This is a genomic window from Mucilaginibacter sp. UYCu711, assembly GCF_050433825.1.
Taxonomy (GTDB): Bacteria; Bacteroidota; Bacteroidia; order Sphingobacteriales; family Sphingobacteriaceae; genus Mucilaginibacter.
In genome coordinates this window covers 262635-286949 of sequence record NZ_JBNPWM010000008.1, presented here as the reverse complement: position 1 = coordinate 286949, position 24315 = coordinate 262635, and the positions used below count along the sequence as shown (strand labels likewise).

The 24315-nt window shown below is 41.2% G+C and carries 20 protein-coding genes; 12 read left to right on the top strand and 8 right to left on the bottom strand.

Annotated elements, in window-relative coordinates:
- Positions 1-503: 503 nt before the first annotated feature.
- Positions 504-2459, top strand: coding sequence for a 7TM diverse intracellular signaling domain-containing protein (locus tag ABIB50_RS18330; RefSeq protein ID WP_429382044.1), 1956 nt, complete (start codon positions 504-506; stop codon positions 2457-2459).
- A gap of 2 nt (positions 2460-2461) precedes the next feature.
- Here the strand turns inward: ABIB50_RS18330 and ABIB50_RS18325 are convergent, their stop codons facing one another.
- Genes ABIB50_RS18325 through ABIB50_RS18315 form a run of 3 tightly spaced genes read right to left on the bottom strand, consistent with a single transcriptional unit; the run spans position 2462 to position 6847 of the window.
- Positions 2462-3652, bottom strand: coding sequence for an alginate lyase family protein (locus ABIB50_RS18325; RefSeq protein WP_429382042.1), 1191 nt, complete (start codon positions 3650-3652; stop codon positions 2462-2464).
- Positions 3653-3659: 7 nt separating this feature from the next.
- Complete coding sequence (locus tag ABIB50_RS18320; RefSeq protein ID WP_429382040.1) at positions 3660-5405, bottom strand: cellulase family glycosylhydrolase; 1746 nt, start codon at positions 5403-5405, stop codon at positions 3660-3662.
- An 11-nt stretch (positions 5406-5416) separates the two neighbouring features.
- On the bottom strand, positions 5417-6847 hold the full coding sequence (locus tag ABIB50_RS18315) for a glycoside hydrolase family 30 protein (protein ID WP_429382038.1): 1431 nt from the start codon (positions 6845-6847) through the stop codon (positions 5417-5419).
- A gap of 309 nt (positions 6848-7156) precedes the next feature.
- Between ABIB50_RS18315 and bla the strand changes: the two genes are divergently transcribed.
- Positions 7157-8026, top strand: coding sequence for a subclass B3 metallo-beta-lactamase (gene bla, locus ABIB50_RS18310; protein ID WP_429382036.1), 870 nt, complete (start codon positions 7157-7159; stop codon positions 8024-8026).
- A gap of 49 nt (positions 8027-8075) precedes the next feature.
- On the opposite strand, the gene ABIB50_RS18305 is transcribed toward bla, so the two are convergent.
- The 4 genes from ABIB50_RS18305 to ABIB50_RS18290 all read right to left on the bottom strand — a co-directional run bounded on the left by ABIB50_RS18305 (position 8076) and on the right by ABIB50_RS18290 (position 15487).
- Positions 8076-10529, bottom strand: a complete 2454-nt coding sequence (locus ABIB50_RS18305; protein WP_429382034.1) for a bifunctional YncE family protein/alkaline phosphatase family protein — start codon at positions 10527-10529, stop codon at positions 8076-8078.
- Positions 10530-10743: 214 nt separating this feature from the next.
- Positions 10744-13197 (bottom strand): outer membrane beta-barrel protein, encoded by a 2454-nt coding sequence (locus ABIB50_RS18300; RefSeq protein WP_429382032.1) that lies wholly within the window; start codon positions 13195-13197, stop codon positions 10744-10746.
- Positions 13198-13520: 323 nt separating this feature from the next.
- The gene (locus ABIB50_RS18295; RefSeq protein ID WP_429382030.1) at positions 13521-14813 is read right to left on the bottom strand and encodes a hypothetical protein; all 1293 of its coding nucleotides are present in this window, start codon (positions 14811-14813) and stop codon (positions 13521-13523) included.
- Between the two features lie 86 nt (positions 14814-14899).
- On the bottom strand, positions 14900-15487 hold the full coding sequence (locus tag ABIB50_RS18290; RefSeq protein WP_429382028.1) for a cupin domain-containing protein: 588 nt from the start codon (positions 15485-15487) through the stop codon (positions 14900-14902).
- Between the two features lie 384 nt (positions 15488-15871).
- On the opposite strand from ABIB50_RS18290, the gene ABIB50_RS18285 reads away from it, so the two are divergent.
- The gene (locus ABIB50_RS18285; RefSeq protein ID WP_429382026.1) at positions 15872-16414 is read left to right on the top strand and encodes a YdcF family protein; all 543 of its coding nucleotides are present in this window, start codon (positions 15872-15874) and stop codon (positions 16412-16414) included.
- A 106-nt stretch (positions 16415-16520) separates the two neighbouring features.
- Here ABIB50_RS18285 and ABIB50_RS18280 read toward each other — a convergent pair whose 3' ends face one another.
- Entirely contained in the window at positions 16521-17279 is a 759-nt protein-coding gene (locus tag ABIB50_RS18280; RefSeq protein WP_429382024.1) for a 3-keto-disaccharide hydrolase, read from the bottom strand.
- Positions 17280-17586: 307 nt separating this feature from the next.
- Between ABIB50_RS18280 and ABIB50_RS18275 the strand changes: the two genes are divergently transcribed.
- The 9 genes from ABIB50_RS18275 (at position 17587) to ABIB50_RS18235 (ending at position 24127) form a co-directional block, all read left to right on the top strand.
- Positions 17587-18108 (top strand): YceD family protein, encoded by a 522-nt coding sequence (locus ABIB50_RS18275; RefSeq protein ID WP_429382022.1) that lies wholly within the window; start codon positions 17587-17589, stop codon positions 18106-18108.
- Positions 18109-18123: 15 nt separating this feature from the next.
- Positions 18124-18312: a 50S ribosomal protein L32 gene (rpmF, locus tag ABIB50_RS18270; RefSeq protein WP_144246778.1), complete on the top strand. Its 189-nt coding sequence runs from the start codon at positions 18124-18126 to the stop codon at positions 18310-18312.
- A gap of 15 nt (positions 18313-18327) precedes the next feature.
- Complete coding sequence (plsX, locus tag ABIB50_RS18265) at positions 18328-19263, top strand: phosphate acyltransferase PlsX (RefSeq protein WP_429382019.1); 936 nt, start codon at positions 18328-18330, stop codon at positions 19261-19263.
- 13 nt (positions 19264-19276) lie between these two features.
- On the top strand, positions 19277-20272 hold the full coding sequence (locus tag ABIB50_RS18260) for a beta-ketoacyl-ACP synthase III (protein ID WP_429382017.1): 996 nt from the start codon (positions 19277-19279) through the stop codon (positions 20270-20272).
- A gap of 152 nt (positions 20273-20424) precedes the next feature.
- Complete coding sequence (gene accB, locus ABIB50_RS18255) at positions 20425-20898, top strand: acetyl-CoA carboxylase biotin carboxyl carrier protein (RefSeq protein WP_429382015.1); 474 nt, start codon at positions 20425-20427, stop codon at positions 20896-20898.
- Positions 20899-21000: 102 nt separating this feature from the next.
- The gene (gene accC / locus ABIB50_RS18250; RefSeq protein ID WP_429382013.1) at positions 21001-22341 is read left to right on the top strand and encodes an acetyl-CoA carboxylase biotin carboxylase subunit; all 1341 of its coding nucleotides are present in this window, start codon (positions 21001-21003) and stop codon (positions 22339-22341) included.
- A 68-nt stretch (positions 22342-22409) separates the two neighbouring features.
- Entirely contained in the window at positions 22410-23261 is an 852-nt protein-coding gene (gene tatC, locus ABIB50_RS18245; protein ID WP_429382011.1) for a twin-arginine translocase subunit TatC, read from the top strand.
- A 10-nt stretch (positions 23262-23271) separates the two neighbouring features.
- Complete coding sequence (gene rpiB, locus ABIB50_RS18240; protein WP_429382009.1) at positions 23272-23706, top strand: ribose 5-phosphate isomerase B; 435 nt, start codon at positions 23272-23274, stop codon at positions 23704-23706.
- Between the two features lie 13 nt (positions 23707-23719).
- Entirely contained in the window at positions 23720-24127 is a 408-nt protein-coding gene (locus ABIB50_RS18235) for a hypothetical protein (RefSeq protein WP_429382007.1), read from the top strand.
- Positions 24128-24315 lie beyond the last annotated feature (188 nt).

Genomic DNA, 24315 nt, shown 5'->3' with positions numbered 1-24315 from the left:
GACTAAAAAATCTGGCGAAAAAAATTCATAGGCGTCTCAGCCATAAGCAGTTTGTGTGTACATTTTATTAACGGTATTAATTGGTTAGTTAACCGGCAATATAGGATATGCCGTGTTGTTTTGTTAGGTCAAATTTATATAAAGTAATTTCAAAAAAACAATAAAAATTTTTGTAAATACCTGATAATTAAATTATTACAAAATATTTAATACGGTTTGTGCACTAATGCAAAAAATATAATTCAAGTATATTTATATGTTTTTAGCTAATTATTGGGCGGCTTATTAATACGCTTAAATCGATATGAAAAAAAACGTTTTTAGTATAAATTGTTGTCCCATAAATGTTACAATTGGCTGTTTTTAGCCTATTTTCTTTTTTATTACAAGCTGCTTTGACGGATTTATTGTAGATTTACGTCAGGCTTTTTTAAGGATTTTATTTTCTTTAAACGATAGCCCGCTTATAAACCAATTAGCTGATCATTTTTTTCTTATTATAAATGCGAAGAGGAATTTTTTTTGCCCTTCTTTTATGTCTTTTTGCTGTGCCTGTATTTTCGCAGAAGCCGGTAGAACTTAATAATACACATAAGCAATACATCTTTTCTGCTAATGAGTTCCAGTATATTGAGGACAAATCAAATAAGCTAACGATAAATGATATTATGGCCGATAGTGTGTATCATCGGTTTAAGATAAACAGCGATTTTTACCCTAAAAAATACGACCTAAATGCCACTTATTGGTATAAGATCAAGATAAAATTCACTGAGCCGTTAGGTGTTAATAGTTCAATATTTGAATTTTATGATCAAACTACAGATCATATTACCGTATATCAGCCGGATTCGAACGGCCGCTACGTGCAAACAACCGAAGGGGCGGCAATGGCGTTTGGTAAAAGGTTGTTCAGGCATAAAAACTTTGAGTTCCAGATATATAACAGGAGTAAGGGCGAGCGTGTTTATTATATAAAAATACAATCGCAGAACCAGGTAAACGTAATAGTTGTTTATCGTAAAATAAGCCATTTTATATATTATGCGTTAACAGAATACCTAACCTATGGTATTTTCTATGGTATGATCCTGATATTTTGTTTCCATAACCTGCTGATGTTTATAGCAGTTAAAAAACGATCGTACTTATTTTATGTGCTATATATATTAAGTGTTGGGCTTTATGAAATGTGTACAGATGGTATTGCATTTCAATATATATGGCCCAATGCCCCTAACTGGAATGAATACGCATATGGTACCGCGCTATACCTGGTAAGCGTATTTGCGTTATTATTTACCCGGGATCTGTTACATGTACGCAGCCTTAATAATAAGCTATACCATCTTATTAATTACACCATATTATTGAGGACGCTTTACTTTGTTTTTTGCCTTTTTGAACACCGGTATTTCATCTATAAGTTCATAGAATTTATACCACTGTCGCTTGCGTTTATGACCGGTATAGTTATCAGGAACAGCGGCTTTAAACCCGCAAGGTTTTTTGTTTTAGGCTACACGTTCTTGTTCTTAGGATTTATATGTAAAGCTCTTAGCGTATTGGGGTTTTTCCAGGGGCTATCGGGCGTAATTGGTTTTTATAGTTTAGGCTTCAGCTTTATTTTGGAAATGACTTTCCTGTCATTCGCTATCGGCGACCAGGTGCGTTTATTCAGGCGCGAGAAGGAGGCGGCTATGGATGCTACTATAAAACAAATGGAAATAAACAGTACGCTGAAAGATACCTTAAATCAGGAGCTTGAAATTAAAGTTGAAGACCGGACTCAGGAAGTAATTAATAAATCAAAGCAAATATTTGAACAGGCGCAATTTATTGAACAGCAAAACAAAGAGTTGCTATATATAAACGAGCAACTGGAAAAACAAGCTGCAGAAATATCTATGATGAACGTATTGCTTGAACAAGACAATACAGAGCTTAAACATAATATTGAGAAGGTTAATGATGCAAGGGCGCTTTCGACTGAGTTGTCGTTTGAAGAGTTTAGCGCTAAATACCCCGACCAGGAGAGCTGCAATAAATTCTTAGCTCATTTAAAATGGGCCAATGGGTTTTCATGTATAAAATGCGCGAATGTAAGTTTCCATGCGGGCCGTGCGACATACAGCCGCCGTTGCACTAAGTGTAATTATGAAGAATCGGTGCTGTTTAATACCATTTTCCAGAATAACCGCATCCCTATTAATAAAGCCTTTTATATTGTGTATTTGATGTATACCACCAAAGGTGCTATCTCGTCATACCAGCTGTCAGAAAAAATTGGCATAAGGCAAAGCACCTGCTGGCAGTATGCTATCCGCATAAAAAAGGTAATGGATGACCATAAAAAAGAAGTGCGCAAAAGCGATAACAAGGGTTGGAGCAAGTTGGTAATGGATCATCACCCCACCCATAAAGAAGTGCATAAATTACAATCTCCGCATCATAACTAAGCTTACAACCAAATTAGCGGATTACGGATTGGCAGATTTCTGATAACTTCTTCTACTTGTGGGTCATGATCTAATTTAATCCATGTTTTAAACCAATCATCCCGGCGGTAAGCATTGGCTCCAAATAGTAAAAAGGGTTGCGCAACCGGCCAGTTTCCCCAATACATTACGTCAGGTTTAAGTTGCCACTTGCTTTTATCGGCAATATATGGATACAGGTATGCAATGCCTTTTTTAAGCGATTTGCCATCCGGGGTTTCATAATCCCACAGGTCATCCTTTGTTGTTGAAAGAATTTGGCATAATGTGGCCATTGCATCTAAGTTAAAGATAGAATAGCCATAAGGTTTGGTACGCCCCAGCTCTAACGGAAAACTACCGTCGACAGCCATTTGGTTAGGCAGTAATATTGTTTTATAACGGATACGTAAAGAATCAAGCATAACCTGATCCTTACAAAGTTTGGCAAATGCAGCAACCTGCATGGCCCAGCATGTGGCGTGATTGTTTTTAACATCCCGTTCCTGCATGCCGGGTTTGCTGGTGTTTAACCAATTGATATATTGGGCAAACCACTTTTTAATATTTGCCGCTGATAGCTTGTCAAACGATCTTGCACCCTCCATTACCAACATGCCCTGCGCCACTTCCATTAAATGAATAGAATCAATAATACCATAATTGCGCCCTGTAAATTTACCTTTAACTGCCTGCGAATAAAGCAAATTAGGGTTCATCATAGTTTTGGGGTCTGCAAACCAGGCGTTTAAATGTATCAGCGCTTGTTTTACATACTTTTCATCTCCCGTTATTTTATAAGCCGATGCAAGCGCGCCTATGATCTTACTTAACCTGACCATTGCTTTCCTGTGCTCTAAAAAGTTATCCGGGTTAGTTAATCCATCCCGATTGATATAAGGCCCATCGGGATTCGACGGGTCGGGCCAGAAGTAATCTGCTTCCGAGAAAAAATCATGCAAGCCGCCTGCGCTTCGCGGCGAATGGCTTGCTGTTATAGTTACCGGTTGTTGTTGTAAGGCCAACGCCGCATTGGCTAATATTTGTTTTTTAAGTATAGCTGTAGCTTCTTTTTTTATCTTCACCGGTTCAGCTTCTTTTTGCGTTGGCGCTGAGAAACCCGTTTGGAAAACATACCCGATCACAATCAAAACACTGCAGCAAATCCTTTTCATAACAATATCAGTTTTTTATAAATTGTATAGATTTTAAATTAAAACCACCTTCATCGGCCGTCACCCTAATTTTATTAAGGCCTTTATTTAAAGCTACGTTTTTAATGTCGACCGTATGCCATCCTTTCGCATCGTTATTTGCTAACGCGATGACTGCCGGCGCGGCGCTCCCAACGGCTAAAGATATCCTTCCTTTACCGTTATCGGTTGATACTAATAGTTTAATAGTATAAGCTCCTTTTTGTGCCGCCTGCGTGGTGTATTGCAGCCACTCTCCATCCTCAATGCTGAAGATATGGTAACCATTCTCATCGGCCTCTATGTCAACCCCATCGTTCCTGTAGGCACGCCCACGGTTGCCGACGGTTTTTACACCTGGTGTATACTGGTAGCTGGCGGTATCCTTATCAAAATAAGCAATGCGCTGGCTGCCCATATCATAATCAACAGCTTTAATGGTAGTATTGGCACCAATGGTATTTGTTTTAAAAGGTATTGCTGTTGCCGAACGCACCTGCCTGAACATGGCGTCGGTAATATCTTTATGAAAGATGTTATTTTCGAGTTTTATGTTTTCTAAAAGCTCGTCTAACGTTGCAATCGCCTCGGCTTGCGACGGTTTACTTCCACGGCCACTCCAATAATCGACCAGTTTTTTATAAGCCGGAGTAAATTTTATTTCAAGGGGATTATTTATTCCGATCTTTTTAAGTTGCCACCAGCACCAGCCAATGTCGTTGCTCTCAACAAGTTTAATGGCTTCAGTAAACCAGGTGTTTGAGTTTTCACCCGATTCGCCCAGCCACAACGGTACATTATTTTGCTGCCCAATAGTTAAGAAATTTTGGATGGCCTCTGTAGTATTAAAGTTGCCATATTTATGAAAACTCACAACAATGTTATCATCCCACGCCGGAAAAATGCCGCGATAATTGTTTCCGAAACCATTACCCTCAATGATGATGATATGGTTTTTATCAACCTCGCGTATAGCTTTGGTAATATCCACCATCAAAGCGCGTAACGGTTCGTTTTTGCTTTCGGCTGTACCCCGTTTATCCTCCGCGTTTTCAAACCCCCAGTTGGGTTCGTTAATAATATCATAGCCGCCAATGGTAGGTTCGCTGGCATATCGCGCAGCCAGCTTACGCCATAAAGCGATCATTTTATGCTGGTTTGCTTTACTTTCCCATAACGAAGGTTGATCCGGGTAGCGGTCTGATATTGGCAGGTCATTACCCTGGCCGCCGGGTGTTGCATGCAGATCGAGTATTAAATAAATATGAGCGGCTTTGCACCATTTTACCAAACTATCAGTCATTGCAAAACCTTTATCAACCCATGTGTTTTGCCCGGCAACGGGCTCTTTATCAACCGGCAAAGTATATAAATTGAAGTGCATTGGTAATCTTATCGAATTAAATCCCCAGGCAGCCATCGAGTCAATATCTATTTTACGAGTATGGTTATTTAGCCATTTGTCGTAAAATTTGGCGGTGTATTCGGGACCCGCTACTTCTTCTATGCGTTCCCTTATTTTATGCTGCTGCCCCAGGTTTGATAGCCTGAACATATACCCCTCCTGCAGCATCCATCCGCCCAGGCCCATACCCCGCAGAATAACTTTATTGCCTTTCCCATCAACTATTAACCTTCCTTTAGCCTTTAAAAATCCCTGGCTATGTGCGGTTGTTGAAAGTAGCAGTACGCATAATGCAGCGGCACGGCATATTAAAAACTTATAATGTTTCATTATTTATCAGCTTAATTAATAACTAAAGTTTCGATAGAATGGGCGGGGCTGTTTGTCGCGGTGCCTTTTCCTTTTATCCATAGGGTGTATGGTATTTCGGTATCGGTGCTATTCATTACCACTACGGCAATTTTACCATCGGGGTTAAGGTAGGCTGTGGTCAATAGCTTATCTCTGCTGGCGGCGCTTACAATGCGTTTGGCACCCGGTTTAATAAATTTAGAGAAATGGCCTATATAATAATACGCGTTAGTATATATCAAGTTGCCGTTACGGGTATCGGCATGTACCGGTGCAAAACAAAAGTTACCAACGTGGTTGGGGCCGCCTTTCTCATCCAGCAATACGTTCCAGTCTGTCCAGGCAACGGTGCCGGCATTGAAATCATTGATCATTGATGTGCCGTATTTCTCGCCGAGCGCCCAGTCATCCAACCTGGTAAAATCAAATTTCTCTATACAGCCTTCGGTAAACACCAGGTGGGTTAAAGGGAATGCTTCGGCTGTGCGGCGCGTATTTTCAAACGCCATACCAGCGCCGGTCCAGGTTTCATACCAGTGGAAGCCTACGCCCCAAACATATTTTGCTGCGGCCGGGTCTTCAAGTATCGTGCTGGCGCGCTGGTAAAGCAGATCGCGGTTGTGGTCCCAGATAATCAATTTTTTACTACCCAAGCCTTGCTTTTGCAGCGTTGGCCCTAAGTAGTTCTTCACAAAATCGCGCTCTTCTTCGGCGGTATATATGCATGATTCCCATTTTTGTTTGGCCATAGGCTCATTTTGCACGCTAAGGCCCCATATTTTAATACCTTCCTGCTCATACGCTTTAATAAACTTAACATAGAAGTTGGCCCAGCTTTGGTCAAATTCTGGCTTTAGTTTACCACCGCCTATCACACTATTATTATCTTTCATCCAGGCCGGAGGGCTCCACGGGCTAACAAACATATCCAGTTTGCCGCCCGCGGCCTTGTATGCCTCTTTTATAAAAGGGATGCGGTATTTTTTATCGTGGCTGATATTGAAGGTTTTTAGCTGGGGGTCATTGTCGCCCACATAACTATAGGTATCGTTGGAAAAATCACAACTTTGGATATTGGTACGGGCAAAAGTATAGCCAATGCCGCTGTCTTTGCTGTAATATGCCGTAAGCAGTTCTTTTTGCTTAACTACCGGTAGTTTATAAAAGGTTTCGGCAGCAGCATCTGTGAGGGCACCGCCAATACCTACCATAGTTTGAAACGTTTTACCCGGATCTACAAACACAGCCAACTCTGTTTCAACCGGCTGCGGTTTTTTAACTAATGCTATTGGTCCGGATGATGCAAACCGCGTTGCCGATCCTTTGGCAGTGGTATATATAGTTACTTTACTTAGCGGCTTTTGCGCCGCAGCGTATAACCAACTGCAAATAATAAGTGATGCAATAATAGATCTTTTCATAAGTTGAAATAATAAAACAGGCTTGTAAAGGCGGCATCGCGTTTACAATAGCTTAATTGGTGGGGGTAAATGTAAAGCAGATTAGCTTAAATGCAAAAAATATTTTTTCGCAAAATACTGCATATCAATTAATTACGAATTTGTTAATACGGTTTGGTAACGTTGGGTTTAGGTGCATTAAGCCAATTATCTCCACAGCTTTAATACGCTTAATGATAATTAAAAATATTTTATTTACCACCCAAGATTTGCTGTGCCTGCCCATAGCTGCGTATATTTAGGCCGCTTTATTAACCATAATTTATTTCAATGAAAAAGTCCCTGGCCCTGATCTGTTTGTTATGTATTAACTATTTGGCATTTGCTCAAAAGATAGCCGAACCCTTAACAAACATGCACCCCGAATGGTCAAAGCCTTATCCGCCTTTTAAAATTGCAGGCAACCTTTACTACGTGGGTACTTATGATCTGGCCTGCTATTTAATTGTAACACCCAAAGGGAATATATTGATCAACACGGGGCTTGCATCTTCGGCACCCTTTATCAAAGCAAGTATTGAAGCCCTGGGTTTTAAATTTGCCGATACCAGGATATTGTTAACTACCCAGGCACATTACGACCATGTGGGCGCGATGGCAGCCATAAAGAAAATGACCGGCGCTAAAATGATGGTAGACGCAGGCGATGCCGCTGTGCTGGCCGACGGAGGCCGCTCTGATTATGCCTTAGGGGGTAATGTAAGCCCTTATGCGCCTGTAAAAACAGACCGGCTGTTACATAATGGCGATATCATAAAATTGGGCGGCATGCAATTAGTTATGCTTCATCACCCGGGGCATACTAAAGGATCGTGCAGTTTTTTGTTTGATGTGAAAGATAAAAACCGGAGCTATAAGGTGCTGATTGCAAACCTGCCTACCATAATTACCGACAAGAAATTCTCGGAGATCCCTGCCTATCCAAACATTGCCAAAGATTATGCTTATACCTTATCGGCCATGAAAAAACTGAAGTTCGATATCTGGCTGGCATCACATGCCAGCCAGTTTGGGCTTTATAACAAGCACAAGCCCGGCGCTGCATATAACCCGGCAGCTTTTATAGATAGGCAAGGGTATGATGCTCAACTAAAAGATCTGCAGGATCAGTTTACCAAAAAAATAAATGGCGGCAAATAAACAGGACCGCCAAAAGTTGATATCCTATTACTGATTATCAGAACGATTATTAATCGTCATCGTCTTTCTTTTTCTTTTCAAGGATAACAAACGCGCTTCGCTTAGGGGCCGGCATAACCGAATTTTCTCCTTTTACTGCTTTCCAGATAACTTCATTCATATCCCTGTCCGGTACTTTATCTTCATTTGCAAGGTTAAAAAACTCGGAGCGCCTGCTGCTTTCATTTACTGCCACGTTGCGGGCATCAATATCAACTTGTGCAGGTATAAGTTGATATTTGGTTAGATCGGGTTTGCTGGTGAAACATTCGTAAAATGGTAAAGCGGCAGCGTCATACTGGCTCATAGGAGGTAAGCCAAGTATCAACTCCATAGTACGAAGCATGCCTGATGTAGTGTACATGCTATGAACAACCGCATTGCGTTTTACATAAGGGCCAACAATAAAGGCAGGCGACCGGTGCGCGTCAATATGATCGGGGCCGGCCTGGGCATCGTCTTCCAAAATAAACACTACCGATTCATTCCAGATTGGGCTTTGAGACAGGTGTTCAACAATGCGGCCAACAGCCAGGTCATTGTCTGCTACGGCGGCGATAGGAGAATATTCCCCTTTCTTTTGCCCGCTGGTATGGTCGTCGCTAATACGTAAAGTGTTAAATTGCGGTACCGCTTTTATGTTTAGTAACGAATCGAAATCGTGGATCCATGCATCGGCGCGTACCTGGTCTTTTATTTTGGTATTAAATCCGGGTGAATGAGGACCCATATGCCCCTGTAATGCTTTAATACTGGCTTTGCTGTACGAGCCAAACTCGCCATAGCTGCGATAGGTAACCCCTGCGCGTTTACAGTAATCCCATATATAACCATCATTAGCGCCGGTTGCCGCACCTGAGTAAGATGGCCCGCGCGAGCTGTAGTTGGTAGGCCATGTTTTTTCTATAATGTCGGTAGCGTAAGCGCCCATGCTCCAGTTGTGGCCGTCTTCACTAACCTCAGCATCAACATAAAAATTATCCAGCAATACAAATTGTTTAGCCAGTGCATGTTGGTTAGGCGTTATTTTTTTGCCGAAAAGACATAGTGAACTATCTCCATCACCTTCGGGTACGTCGCCCATCACCTGGTCATAAGTACGGTTTTCCTTAATGATATAAAACACATATTTAATAGGCGATTTTTCACCAAGCCTGCGTGGTATCGGGTTCCCGGTTTCGCCTTCGGCCTCGATAGTTTTTTTTGCAGTAAAGGGGGTATTTGCATACACCTGGCGTGTATAGTCTTTTAACTGGTCAGGCTTGGGCGGATCAATAAACGACAGCGCGCCGATAAATAAACCACCGATATATTGTATTTCGCTTTTGGCGGTTTGGCCAACATGCTCGCCTATGTTATTGTCCTTTGCAAAAGGTTGCGGGCCGCGTGGATTTGCTTTTGAAGTTAAGCCTTTACCGTTGGCAACTATAATTTTGTTACCCAATGTTTTAATGTTAGTTGGATACCATCCTACCGGGATAAACCCCATGCTTTTACTATTCCCCGTTATCGAAACATCAAATACAGCCAGGCAATTATTGTCAGCATTGGCAATATAAAGTGTTTTTTCGTCGGCCGATAAAGCCAGACCATTGGTGGTAGAACCAACCAGTTTGGTGGGATATAAAACGGTAGAAATGGTTTCCGTTAACATATTAGTTTTGGTATCTATTACAGATACTGTATTATCATTAGCATTAGCTACAAAAAGCAAGGTTGCCTTTTGATTTAATAGTAACTCGTTAGGGTGGTGGCCCGAATATATTGTTTTTGTGATGCTGCCTGATTGCGTGTCGTAAACCGCTATGCCGGTAGAACCCCATAAGGAGATATACAATGTTTTTTCATCAGGCGATAATAAACAATCATAAGCGATTGATGGCAACTGCAGTTTGCTGACGATGGATTTGGTGCCAGGGGCTATTACATACAAACAGCTGTCGCCTTTAGTAATAGCGTATAATTTCGAATTATCTTTATTGGCAACCAGTCCGGTTGGGCAAATGGTCTTTTTAGGCCATGGCAGGCCAAGGCGTATGGTATCTGCCTTACCTAATTTATTGTCCTGCACCGGGAAATTAATTATCCAGTTATCGTACCCGCCTGATACATATAAGTGTTCTTCGTCCCGGCTGAAAGCTAAACCATACCATGATTTGGTTAATACTTTTTCGTCGAGCACTTTTTCATTCTTCGGATCGATCAACTGTACAGATTGGGTGCTCTGGCCATTATTGGTTACTGCCAATAGCTTTCCACTGGCGCTTAATTGCATGTTTAACGGCAGATCTCCTAATTTCACCTGCCGGCCGGCAGGGCTAAGTTTCCAGCCATTTGGTAATAAAATCTGGTCGGTTTTAGCAATTTTTCCGGGATATTGCGCTAAGGCGCAATTGCAAATTGCAAACAAGCCGGTTAGACATAGTATTAGCGTTTTGCCGGTAAATTTTTTGATCAATAACATATATCTATTATTAATGGATGGTTTCTATAGCAGGGTAGTACAATATCAGGAAGGTGTACCATAAAATCCTTGCTCAAATGTAGCAAGAGTATGTTAATTTAATATAAAATTTGAAAGGTTTACGGCTACTACAGGGGGCAGTAACAAGTTATTTACAATAGGTTAAGATATTGCTTCACCAGTTTTAATGTTAGTGCGACAAACCGGGTAATGATTAATTGCGCACCCGGCCGGCTTCGTTATCAGCAGCACTGCCAGCATCTATTTTCTTCTTATCGTTTTTACTTGAGCCAAAGTTGTAGTTAAATCCGAGTGTTACAGACCGGTTTGCAAAATCGTTATGGTAAGTAGCTATTACATTTGGTATGTTGGTAATGTTCCCGCCCGAGAAGTTGGCCCGAAAGATATCCCTCGCCGATAATTTTATTGAGCCTTTATTATGCAGTACTTTTTTAGAGATCCCAACATTGGTTTGCTCGCGGGAAATATGGGTAAATTGTGCGTCTGTTGCCGGGGACATATAAAAAGTATATAATTCGGCATTCCAGCCGTGCGACAGGTCGAATTGGTTATTGTTGCTCAGGTAACAATACGTAGAGCTATTGTTCAGGTACGACCCGATCAATTGCCCCTGGTAACTGGTGTGGTTAAGCTCTGTATGTAAACTAAAAGTCCACCATTTGGTAGGATTAAAGTTAAGGTTAGCCTCCAGATCCCAAAACACCCGCTTGCCTAAGTTTATATTCGTTGCTAAAAAGGTTGTTCCCTGCTGGAAATCATATTCTACCTGGTAATCATAAATAGGGTTATACTCTATGCCTATAGAAAATACACTCTTGTAGCTGTACATTAATTGATAATCGGACGAGAACTGGGGCTTTAAAAACGGGTTGCCCTCAAAAGCGCTGTATTTATCAAGGATGGTCCTAAAAGGGTTCAGGTCCTGATAATAGGGCCTGGAGATCCGTCGCCCATAAGTTAGCTTTAATGTGTTTGATCCGGCGCTGTCTAATTTATACAGGAAATAAACCGTAGGGAACAGGTTGGTATAATGTTGGGTGAATGAAGAGTCGCGGGCCAGTGCATTACCTAACTGGTGGCCGCTAACATCCGTGTGCTCTACGCGCAAGCCAGCCTGTACGGCAAAACGGTTAAACTCCTGGTCATAACTGGCATAGGCGGCATTAATGTTTTCGCGGTATAAAAAGCGATTAGTATTGTTGTAATCAATTGTACTTACATTGTTTACCAGGTTAAAATAATTGGCCGCGTTATCAGTATTTACATAACTGGTTTTTACTCCGGCAGATAGCTTGGCCTTGCCCGGCAACGGTTGTACATAATCTGTTTTGGCAGCATAAATAGCAATGTCCGATGGTAAATTATCGGTGATATCTTGTATAGCGCCTAATGCCCCCGCTGCATTATAGGTTTTATTAAAAAAGGTTTGATTGCGGTGGTTATCATATTTTAAATAATCCAGATCGAACGTTAAAACCTTGCCTAAACTATCAAACTGGTGACTGTAATTTAGGTTGATGCCGCCGCTGTAGTTTTTAGTGTTGGTATTGTTATCAGATGTTATTATAGAATCTATCTTTCCCGTAGCGTCCCTCAGATTGCTGTTTACCGGGTTATAGTTATTCCCTGATGAAATGTTACCTGTAAGTACAAAGCCAACAGTGGTTTTTGGCGATACATAATAATCCATGCCCAACTTTAAGTTAGGGTTATAGTTTACGGGGTGAAAATAAGCTAATTCGGTATAGGATGAGGTGACATTTCTGTTTGCATCCAGGTAGGTGCGCGATACATCTAACCGGCGGTAATTATTTTGAACACCATAACCAGCCAGCCCAAACAGGTTAACCTTGCCGGTACGGTAGTTGAGGTTTACACTTCCTAATGTTCGCCAATATACAGCCTTACCGGTGCTTGCCGCAACCGAGCCGTTAAAGCCACGGATTTTTGATTTTTTTGTTTTAATATTTATTGCCCCGGCGTTGCCAGATGCATCATATTTAGCCGGCGGGTTTGACATCAGCTCGATCTGATCCAGTTGCGAGGCCGGCATGGCTCTAAGATAGTTTGCCAGGTCGGCACCCGACAGGTAGGTAGGTTTATCATCAATCATTATCATTACCCCGCTTTTTCCTTTAAAGCTGATCTGGCCGTTTTCATCAACTGTTACGCCCGGCGCTTTTTCCAATGCCTCTAAAGCCGTTGCCCCGGTATTTGAAATTGACGCGCCAACATTAACTATCGTACGGTCAATCTTTTGCTCAATAAACGGTTTCTGAGCTATAATTTCTACCTGTTTTAATGCTTTGCTTGTGGTGTTTATAGTGATGGCGGGTAATACCACTGCATTATCTCCCAAATAAAAAAACGCGCCGCTGTAATCTTGAAAACCAATATAAGTTACCTTAATACGATATGAACCATTTTTGATATTTGCAAAAACGAAACTTCCGTCGGAATTGGATAATGCGGTTTTTACCAATGCAGAATCTTTACCGGTTAATAATAATACAGTGGCCCCGTCTACAGGCGATTTGTTATTGCCTATAATCCGGCCGGATACTTTTACCGCGGTAGTTTGACCGTTGGCGAAATTAAAGACAAAGCATATCCAGGCGGCTGTTAAAGCCACTATAAGAGTTTTCATAAATTGTTGTGTTATATGACTGGAAACTCCTTTTACCGGGAAACGTTACAAGAATTTAATTTTTACGGAAAGCGGGCCTCCTTTATGCGATGTTTTTGTTTCACCCCTGAAACAAAATACCTGTTTCACGGCCCTAAAATTACCTGATTTGTATTTTATTGATAGTCAAGTGATAAACGTAAATACATGCTCAAATTCACCTACATAAAAGTTGTTTCATTTTGTTTCACCGAATTTTTGTAAATGGCTTATTAATAGCAAGTTAATTCGAAATCGTGTTTCACGTGTTTCATTTGTTTCGCTATTTCGTGAAACAAAACATATCACTTTTTGGCCCAACGCTTTAATAAGGTAATGGCCTCATCCAATACACCCGCTTCGCCCCTAAAGTTCCCCGAGCCGCTCGGTGCACCGGTTTGCACGTTGTACCATTCATAAAATCCATTATTAGCAATTACGCGGTCTGTCATTGGGGTTAGCTCGTTATAGGCCTCAGTAAACAGGTTGTATTTTAGCAGCCCTTCAATCAAACGGCCGCCAAACCAGGTCCAGTCGCCGCCATTTTGGTAGGTATAAGGTGCCATATTTGGGAACGTCCCTTTGGGATACGGTGGTGACAGGGTTAAGCCTACGGTAGCATGTTTCTCTTTTGCCGCGGCCGCTACTATTTGCCGGTTAATTTCCATCACCTCGGGTTTAGTATTAAAGCCTGCTAAAATCGCACAGATAGAGCCGCCTACATATAAGATACCATCTTCTTTAAACTCTTTGGCAAACGGGCTGCCATCCAGGTAAACATGGGGGATATATTTGTGAGCTTTTGGCTGCCATAGGTATTTGCGTACACTGGCTTTAAGACTGACAGCAACCAGGTTCCAATTTTTGGCGGTATTGTAGCTTTTGGGTTTAAAATGTATGAAATCGCGCAGCGCCATTGCAAACATGGCGTTGTCGTAAATATCAATAGCCCATTTGGTTTTTTGGTTAATGGCTACTCCCCAGCCTGTTTCGGGCTGTACATCGCCCCAGTCGGCAGTTGTTGCGCCGGTAACCAGGCCATACTTTGCCGACCAGCGATCTTTCAGAATATAATTTAAAGCATCCTCAATCCGTGCAATTACCGGTTTGCCGCCTATTTGCTCATCCAATATAGAGGTATCGCCGGTAACATCGATGTATTTCCGGACAGCTTGTACCAGCGACGATTCCTGGTCGGTTTCTACGGTGTTTTTATGAGCTTCCCAACCCGGTAGTAAAGCCGAGTGCCTGTAATTATAGCCTACGTTTGCTTTTTTTGATTCAACTATACCATCTACGATATTGCCGTCCCCGCCCTGTATTTTAAAAAACATTAAGAGCATGTTTTTTACTTCTTCTTTTGGGTGCGCTTTAAGCGATCCTTTTATAAAAGTGTTAAAATCGCGGATCCAAATCTCATTATATGACGTCCCCGCCGAAAAGCCTGAAAGCAATTTTATAGCTTTTACCTGTACAGAATCAAAGTTTTTATTGGTGATAATGGCTTGCTTAATTGTGGCGGCGCTATTAACCTGTGCATTGGTTTTAAAGTTTAACAAGCATAGCACAGCCAAACAAAACGGGACTGATCTTTTCATAATATTAATTAATAAAGGTAACAGATAAATTAGGGAGGATGACAGCGATAGCGCGGCTGCCTTAAGCGAAGATATAAAAAATTCCCCTATATAAGCCGGTGTTGCAAAATAGCAACTACGTATGGAGATGTTAGGGTAACATCATGTTCTTCGTGCAATGGGATCTCTAAAAAATCGCCGGCATTTAAGGTATAGGCGTGTCGGCCCACTTTACAAACACAGCTACCCTCTAATATAAAAAAGCTTTCAATAACATCTTCATGCGTTTCTTTTGGGACCCCAAATTTGGTAACAACAAGTGTTTGTTCAATTTTATTGCTGTGATGCAAGGGGTAAGCAAAAAAATCTTCGAATGGTTGGGAAGGTAAAAGCTGCTCAACAGCTTTTAACCATGCCTGGTAATCAGAATACCTATCCGTTGGTGGTAAGTTCTCTAAAGTAATTACTTCGTTAATTGCGATAGTGTTTAATATTTGCTGCTTTAAAGAAGCCTTTGGCGCGATGGCATTAATTGCCGCAATCCGCTCCAAGGCAAGTTCAATTTCAGCTAATTCTGTTTTAATTTCGGGATAAACAGTACACATGGCTAATACGCCCTCCTGCTCGCTTTTGGCAAGCAACCCAAGGCAATACTGCTCTAAAATGCCACTGTTTATATATTCTTGTATTTGCATTTTAATTATTAGCTATCAACAGAAAGTTACTGCTGGCGGTAAATAAACATGTGCTTAGCGTAACACATCTTTATCATATTTATTTTGGCGGGACGCTTTATACTTACGGACATTTTATTTAATTGGTTTTGTAGCAATAAAATATAATTGATTTTAATATATCTTAGCGACAATTAGCGCATTATGTATTTTATACTTTCAAAAATTCTGCTTTTTATATTGCTGCCACTTTATTGGGTAGTAGCTTTGTTGTTAATAGCATTCCTAAACAAAAATGCCAAAACAAGGAAACGGTTTTTAGCAGCAGCAGTTATTGTTCTTTATTTTTTTTCAGCGCCGTTCTTTTTCAAAGTTGTAGCAAATATTTGGGATGTTAAAACCCCAATGGCGGCTAATACAAAAAAGTACAGCTGCGTAATCTTATTAGGAGGTTTTTCATCAAGCGGGCCTAATGGCGGTAGTTTTAATGGTTCTGCTGATAGGTTTATACAGGCAGTTAAATTAATGTCAACCAAACAGGCATCTCATATATTAATAAGCGGTGGCAATGGGGAATTGATTCCGGGTAAGTTTAGAGAAGCGGCCTGGGTTAGGACACAGTTGTTAAAATTTAATATCCCAGATAGCTTGATATTAGTTGAGAGCAACTCTAAAAACACAATTGAAAATGCTAAGTTTTCTAAAATATTATTAGAGAAAAGCAATTTGCCACCACCTTACTTATTGGTTACGTCGGCATACCACCTGCGCAGATCATTAATGATATTTAAAAAAGCAGGAATAGATGTTGTTCCGTATGCATCTAATTATTTATCAGGCGGAGTTGGATTTGGAATAGATAGCTTTTTACCCGAAGCACAAACGCTTGCCAGGTGGGAACTTTATACTAAAGAGATGGTTGGCTATGTAGTGAATTATTTTAAATAGCCTACTGGAATAAACAGGCGAATATCCTTTAATCACCTATTATAAAGGCACAAAAAAGCCCGTTCCAACAGCGTTGGAACGGGCTTAATATTTTGATGATAATAAATTAGTCTTTTATCTCGCGGATCTTCATGTTTTTCCAACCGCTTGATCCAGGGTGCTTTTGAATAGCAATGTGCCCGCCTTGTACTTTCATGAAATCTTCAAAGCCACGGCTTTTAAATTTGCTGCTTGCTAATGCGGTTTCCCACTCAGGGCTGCCTATTTTAACGTCAACAGTTTTAGTGCCGTTTAACCAAAAAGTAAGTTGGCCTTTATTTTGGATAATTTTTACCTGGTTCCACTCGCCCGGAGTTACCGGATGTGATACAGTCGCATCACCAATCATATCATATAAGCAACCTGCTAAGTGATTTTGTTTTTTATTATCGGCGGCAGCAACGTTATCCAATACTTGCATTTCTGCACCGGTTTGGTAGGTAGCGCCATGTTTGCCATCTTCTTGTATGTCAAAAATAATACCGCTGTTACCACCCGGAGTGATTCTCCATTGTATTTGCAACTCGTAGTTAGTATATGATCCGTCAGTTACTAAGTCATCGCCTTTGCGGTCATTAGCAAGGTCGTATTGGATCTGGCCATCTTTAACCATCCAGTTAGCGGCAACAGTGTCACGTTTCCAAGAGTGCCAGCCTTTAAGGTCGGTGCCGTTAAACAACAGTTTCCAGCCTTCTTTTTGTTCGTTAGCAGTTAAAGTGTTGTCTGCCGCCGGGGTTGAAGCGCTTTTGTGCGCAGAGCAACCGCTTAATGCAACTGATAATATAGCAGTAGCTGCTACAAAGCTTAATAAAAGTATTTTTTTCATGTTCAATTTTAAAATTGGTTAGGGTAAATCTACAATAAATTTTAATGGTGCGATATTTTTTACAAAATTCCAAAGTAAATAATGAGTTACAATTAGTTTCGACCCGTCAAACAGCTCATGAATAAGCCAGATAGTTTAAAAATCAAATAGTAATATTGCCGATATATATTAATGATTATGTGTTAACAACTGCCAGGTTGACCAATTAGAGCTATAAAACGCATCAATACACCTCAAAAAACCTTTTGAAAAAAACCTTTTTCTGTATTGGTATTTTTCCCTACATTTGCAGGCTAATTGTTGCTCATTGAAATCGCTAAGAAATTATTCGATTCCTTTTACCGGTTTAGCGCTGGGAAAACATCACTTTGAGTTTGATGTAAAGGATGATTTTTTTAACGAGTTTGATTACTCGCTGGTTAAAAAGGCCGACTTGAAATGCCGGGTTGAATTGGAAAAACAGGAAACTATGCTGATCCTGGATTTTCATATCGCCGGTACTATTGATGCTACCTGTGACAGATGCCTGTCGCAATACCCGCAGGTTATTGACGTGTATGAACAGCAGATAGCTAAGTTTAGCGACGAGGTAATAGATGAAGATGACGAGATCATAGCCTTAGGCAAAAGCGAGCATGAAATAATGCTGGCGGGATTGATCTACGAATACATAAATGTTGCAGTGCCATTTGTGGCAACTTGCGGCAGCGAGGGCGAAACCCCGTATTGTGATAAGGAAATGCTGGATAAGTTAAATAACTTAGCGGCAAATAATGAACAAGATGAGAACCCGGACCCACGGTGGGACGTGCTCAAAAAAATTAAATAATAATAACTATAAGTTATGCCACATCCAAAACGTAAAATATCCAAATCAAGAAGAGACAAGCGTAGAACCCATGATAAGGCTATCGCTCCAACTTTAACTACTTGCAAAGTTACCGGTGCTGTACATTTGCCGCACAGAGCTTATACTGTAGATGGTAACGTATACTACAACGGTAAATTACTGATAGAAAAAGCAGTAGCCTAATACTAATTTTCTGATATGAAGATTGGCTTAGATATTATGGGCGGAGATTACGCCCCCAAGGCGACTGTTTTAGGGGCTATCGAGGCATACAAAGTTTTATCAGGCCATACTTTGGTACTTATAGGCGATAAAGACGCGGCTATAAGTATTCTTCATGAAAATAATTTTAGTCCGGATAACTTCGAGTTTATACATACTACCGAAGTTATAGGCATGGGCGAACACCCCACCAAAGCCGTTGTTCAAAAACCCGATTCAAGTATCAGCGTAGGTTTTAAACTCCTTAAAGAGGGCTATATACAAGCCTTTTCTTCGGCGGGTAATACAGGTGCTATGCTTGTTGGTGCTATGTTTAGTGTAAAAGCTATCCCCGGCATTCTTCGCCCGGCTATTACTACAATTGTTCCGAGAGTAAAAGGCGGTATCAGCATTTTATTGGATGTTGGTGCCAATGCCGATTGCAAACCGGAAGTATTGGTGCAGTTTGGCGTATTGGGTAGTTTAATGGCACAAAACGTTTACGGTATTGATAACCCCCGTGTAGCGCTGATGAACATAGGCGAGGAGGAAGAAAAGGGTAACCTGCTTTGCCAGGCCACTTATCCTTTATTAAAAGAAGCAGCTAACATAAACTTTATAGGTAATGCCGAAGGGCGCGACCTTTTTGGCGATATGGCCGATGTTTTTGTATGCGATGGTTTTACCGGTAATATTATTTTAAAGCTTGCCGAATCATTCTATGTCATCACCCGCAAAAAGGGATTGAAGGATGAGTTTTTTGACAGGTTTAATTATGAGCAATATGGCGGCAGCCCAATTTTAGGGGTTAACGCGCCGGTTGTTGTTGGCCACGGTATTTCAAGCCCCGAGGCTATAAAGAATATGGTTCTTTTGTCTAAAGATATGGTTGAGAGTGAACTGGTTGGTAAAATAACCAGCGCTTTTCAATAAAAACTTATAAACTATGAGTAAAATTACTGCGGCCATTACGGCTGTTAATGGTTACGTACCAGATTATATACTCACTAACGCTGAGCTATCAACAATGGTTGATACCAATGATGAGTGGATAACCACCCGCACCGGTATCAAAGAACGCAGAATACTAAAAGGCGAAGGCCTTGGCACATCAGATCTTGCAGTGCCTGCAGTACAAGGGCTGCTAAAAAAACGCAGCATAGGCGCCGAAGAAATTGACCTTATAATTTTTTGTACTACCACCCCTGATATGCCTTTCCCGGCAACGGCTAATTCATTTGCACATAAAATTGGCGCAACAAATGCCTGGGGATTTGATATGCAGGCTGCCTGCTCTGGCTTTTTATTCGGCCTGGCTACAGGTGCGCAGTTTATTGAAACCGGCAAGCATAAAAAAGTGTTAGTGGTAGGTGCCGATAAAATGTCATCAATAGTTGATTACCAGGACCGCGCAACCTGCATTATTTTTGGTGACGGCGCAGGTGCTGCTTTGTTAGAGCCAAGTACCGAAGGTTATGGTATTATTGATTCTGTATTAAAAAGCGATGGTTCGGGGATCCCGTTCCTGAATATGAAGGCCGGCGGCTCTTTAAAACCAGCCAGTCACGAAACTATCGACGCTCGCGAACATTATGCTTACCAGGAAGGTAAAGCGGTATTTAAATTTGCCGTAACCAACATGGCCGACGTTGCTGCCGAAGTAATGGAACGCAATAATTTAACTGCCGACGATATTGCATGGCTGGTACCACACCAGGCCAACAAACGTATTATTGACGCCACCGCTGCCCGTACAGGCGTTAGCGAGGATAAGGTAATTGTAAATATTGAGCGCTATGGCAATACCACCAATGCAACCATACCTTTATGTTTGTGGGAGTGGGAAAATAAATTTAAAAAAGGCGACAACTTAATATTAGCTGCTTTTGGCGGTGGCTTTACCTGGGGCTCGCTTTATTTAAAGTGGGGTTATAACTCTTAGGCTTTTTTATAAGTACTTTTAAAAATTAAAACCATACCAGTAATTACACGTTAAGTCATTAATAATCAAACTGCATATATGCAAATTTGCGCATCTGTATATTATAACTAACTTAGATTACACATTATCCAAAAACCCTATAATCTGCAACAATGGATATTAAACAAATACAAGATCTTATCCGCTTTGTCTCCAAATCAGGAGTGAACGAAGTGGCAATTGAGCAAAAAGATTTTAAGATAACTATTAAAACAGCCGGTGAGCATACCGTTGTACACCACGGTGCTGTGACTACAAGTGTGCCCCTGCAACCACCGGCTTTGTCTGCTACTGCCCCCGCTGCCGCGCCTGTTGCTGCTGCACCGGCCGCAGAGGATCCCTCACACTACATGACCATTAAATCGCCAATGATAGGTACTTTCTACCGTTCGGCATCGCCTGATAAACCATTGTTTGTTAACGTAGGCGACGAGATAAAAAGCGGCAGCGTAGTTTGTATCATTGAAGCAATGAAATTATTCAACGAGATAGAATCAGAAGTATCAGGACGTATTGTTAAGATACTGGTTGATAATGCGTCGCCGGTTGAATACGACCAGCCATTATTTTTAGTAGAGCCTATTTAATTTGAAAATTTGGTGATTTGAGAATTTGAAGATGTTAAACATTTTCAAATTTTAAAATCATTTTCAAATCAGCATATTTTCAAATCTTCAAAATAAAAAAGCATGTTTAAAAAAATATTAATAGCTAATCGTGGTGAAATTGCCTTGCGGATAATCCGTACCTGTAAGGAAATGGGTATTAAAACCATAGCTGTATATTCTACTGCTGATCGTGACAGTCTTCACGTTCGTTTTGCTGACGAGGCCGTTTGTATTGGCCCGCCGCCAAGTAAAGATTCTTATTTAAATATCCCCAATATCATATCAGCTGCCGAGTTAACTAATGCCGATGCCATTCATCCGGGCTATGGTTTCTTGTCAGAAAATGCCAAGTTCTCGGCTATTTGTGCAGAGTACGGTATTAAATTTATTGGCGCAACTGCCGATCAGATCAATGCCATGGGCGATAAGGCATCAGCCAAAGAAACCATGAAAAAAGCTGGGGTACCAACCATCCCAGGTTCTGAAGGTTTGTTGGCCGATGTTAAAAGCGGTATCGCGATAGCAAAAAAAATAGGCTACCCTGTTATACTAAAAGCAACTGCCGGTGGTGGTGGCCGTGGTATGCGTGTAGTTTGGAAAGACGAAGAGTTTGAAGCAGCCTGGGATTCGGCACGTGCCGAATCTGGTGCAGCGTTTGGTAACGATGGTATGTACCTGGAAAAATACGTACAGGATCCGCGCCATATTGAAATACAGGTAGTAGGCGACCAATACGGTAAAGTTTGCCACCTGTCTGAACGCGATTGCTCTATCCAACGCCGTCACCAAAAACTGGTTGAAGAAGCGCCATCACCTTTTATGACAGAAAAGCTGCGTAAAAGAATGGGCGAGGCGGCCATTAAAGGTGCTAAAGCTGTAAAATACGAAGGTGCAGGTACGGTAGAGTTTTTGGTTGATAAGGACCGCAACTTCTACTTTATGGAAATGAACACCCGGATCCAGGTAGAGCACCCGGTTACCGAAGAGGTGATTAACTTCGACCTGATAAAAGAACAAATAAAAGTTGCCGCGGGTATCCCAATCTCAGGTAAAAATTACGAGCCAACAATGCACGCCATTGAGTGCCGTATCAACGCCGAGGATCCGTTTAACAACTTTCGCCCGTCACCGGGGAGGATAACCAATTTCCACTCGCCGGGTGGCCATGGTGTGCGTGTAGATACGCATGTATATTCAGGTTATACTATTCCGCCAAACTATGATTCAATGATAGCTAAAGTTATTTGCGTGGCCCAAACCCGCGAAGAAGCCTTAAGCACCATGGAGCGCGCTTTGGGTGAGTTTATTATAGAAGGCATCAAAACAACTATTCCGTTCCACTTGAAATTATTGAAGGACCCTAACTTCCGTGCGGGTAACTTCACTACCAAGTTTATGGAAACGTTTGAATATTCTGAATAAATAAAACCAACAAGCAGTAGTAAAACGTAATTTAGCGTCCGGGCATTTACGTACGGATAACTAAACAAATGAGCGATAACAAATTAATAAAAGCGATACAGGATAAAGGCAAATCATTAGAAGCCGAGATGTCATTTTTTGACCATTTAGAAGCATTAAGATGGCACCTTATCCGGTCGGCTATTTCTGTTGTTGTATTTGCTGTTGTTGCCTTTTTAAATTACGATTTTATATTTAATAAGATCATCCTGGGGCCTTTCGACCCAAGTTTCTGGACTTACCGGATGATGTGTAAACTGGGTGATGGTTTTTGCATCACCAAAATGAATGCAACGCTTATTAGCACCGAAGTTGCCGGCCAGTTTATGCTGCAAATCAACTCGTCTGTATTAATAGGTATAATTGTTGCCATACCCTACATTTTATGGGAGATGTGGCGTTTTATAAAGCCAGCCCTTTTAGCTAAAGAACGCAAGGCCGCAAATGGGTTTGTTTTTTATGCAACCTTCTTGTTTTTACTGGGCGTTCTATTTGGTTATTATGTGATAGCGCCTGAGTCGATAGCTTTCCTGGTAAATTACAAGGTTAGCCCCGAAATTAAGAATACCATTACTGTTAGTTCATATTTATCAATGGTGGCAACTATTACATTGATAATAGGTATTGTTTTTGAGCTGCCTATATTGATATACATCCTGGCATCGTTAGGCATATTAACGGGTACGTTCATGCGAAAAACCCGCCGCTATTCGATAGTTATTATACTGATAGTAGGTGCAATTATATCCCCATCGCCGGATTTTATAACAACTATCATAGCAACCCTTCCATTATTTTTTTTATATGAAGTGGGTATTGTAGTAGCAACAAGGGTTGAGAAGCGCCGTACAAAAGCGCACGACGATATAATGAGTTCGTAACCAAAAAATTATGATAGAAGGACTTAAAATTGCCATTGGCGCAGACCACGCCGGTTTTGAAATGAAAAACGCCCTGTTAACCATATTGGGCGAGAATGTAAAAGATTTCGGCACCTTCTCTAAAGACTCATGCGATTATACAGATTTTGCCCACCCGGTAGCTTTGGGTGTAGAAAGCGGCGAGTTTGATTATGGCATCCTGCTTTGCGGCAGCGCCAATGGCGTTGCCATCGCAGCCAATAAACACCAGGGTATCCGCGCAGCATTATGTTATAACGAAGCCGTAACCGAGCCGGCCCGTAGCCATACCGATGCCAACGTATTGTGCATCCCGTCAAATTTTGTTACGCTTGAACAAGCTAAAAATATAGTGGAGATCTTCTTCAATACTAAATTTGAAGGCGGCAGGCACGCAAGGCGGGTGGATAAGATTGCCTGCAGTTAAACAGTTATCTATAATGCTAAGTCGGACTTTTATTTATCTGCTTGGTTTCGTTGTTATCTCTTTACAATGTTCGTGTGATTTTAATCTGATAGACGATGTCGGCTTTAAGGAAATTAAAAGAACCCAATCTCCAGATCATAAAGTTGATGCCATATTAATTGAAGCAGATGCAGGTGCGACCACTTCTACCAGCGGCAAAGTATTTATAACAAAATCAGGAAACAAAATTACGTCGGAGGATTTCCCTTCTGCTATATTTAATTGTGATAATTTTTCAGGCCTAGATGTGAGTTGGAAAGCCACTAAGGAACTAACTATTTCTTATTTGAGAGCCAGAATTTTCAACTACTCAAGTAAGTGGAAAAGTGATGATGGAAAATATGGGGTGAATGTTTCTTTGGATTCGCTTAATAAAAGATGATATCGAAGGGATAAGAATTTTAACAGCGATGGGTTTCGAACCCATCGCTGTTTTTGTTTATTGAATATACCATGCACTTGGTTAGCCTCACCTAATCCTCTCCAAAGGAGAGGACTTAAAAAAAGCGGGAAGATTTTGCATCGAAAGCCCCTCTCCTTTGGAGAGGGGTTGGGGTGAGGCTGTAAAAT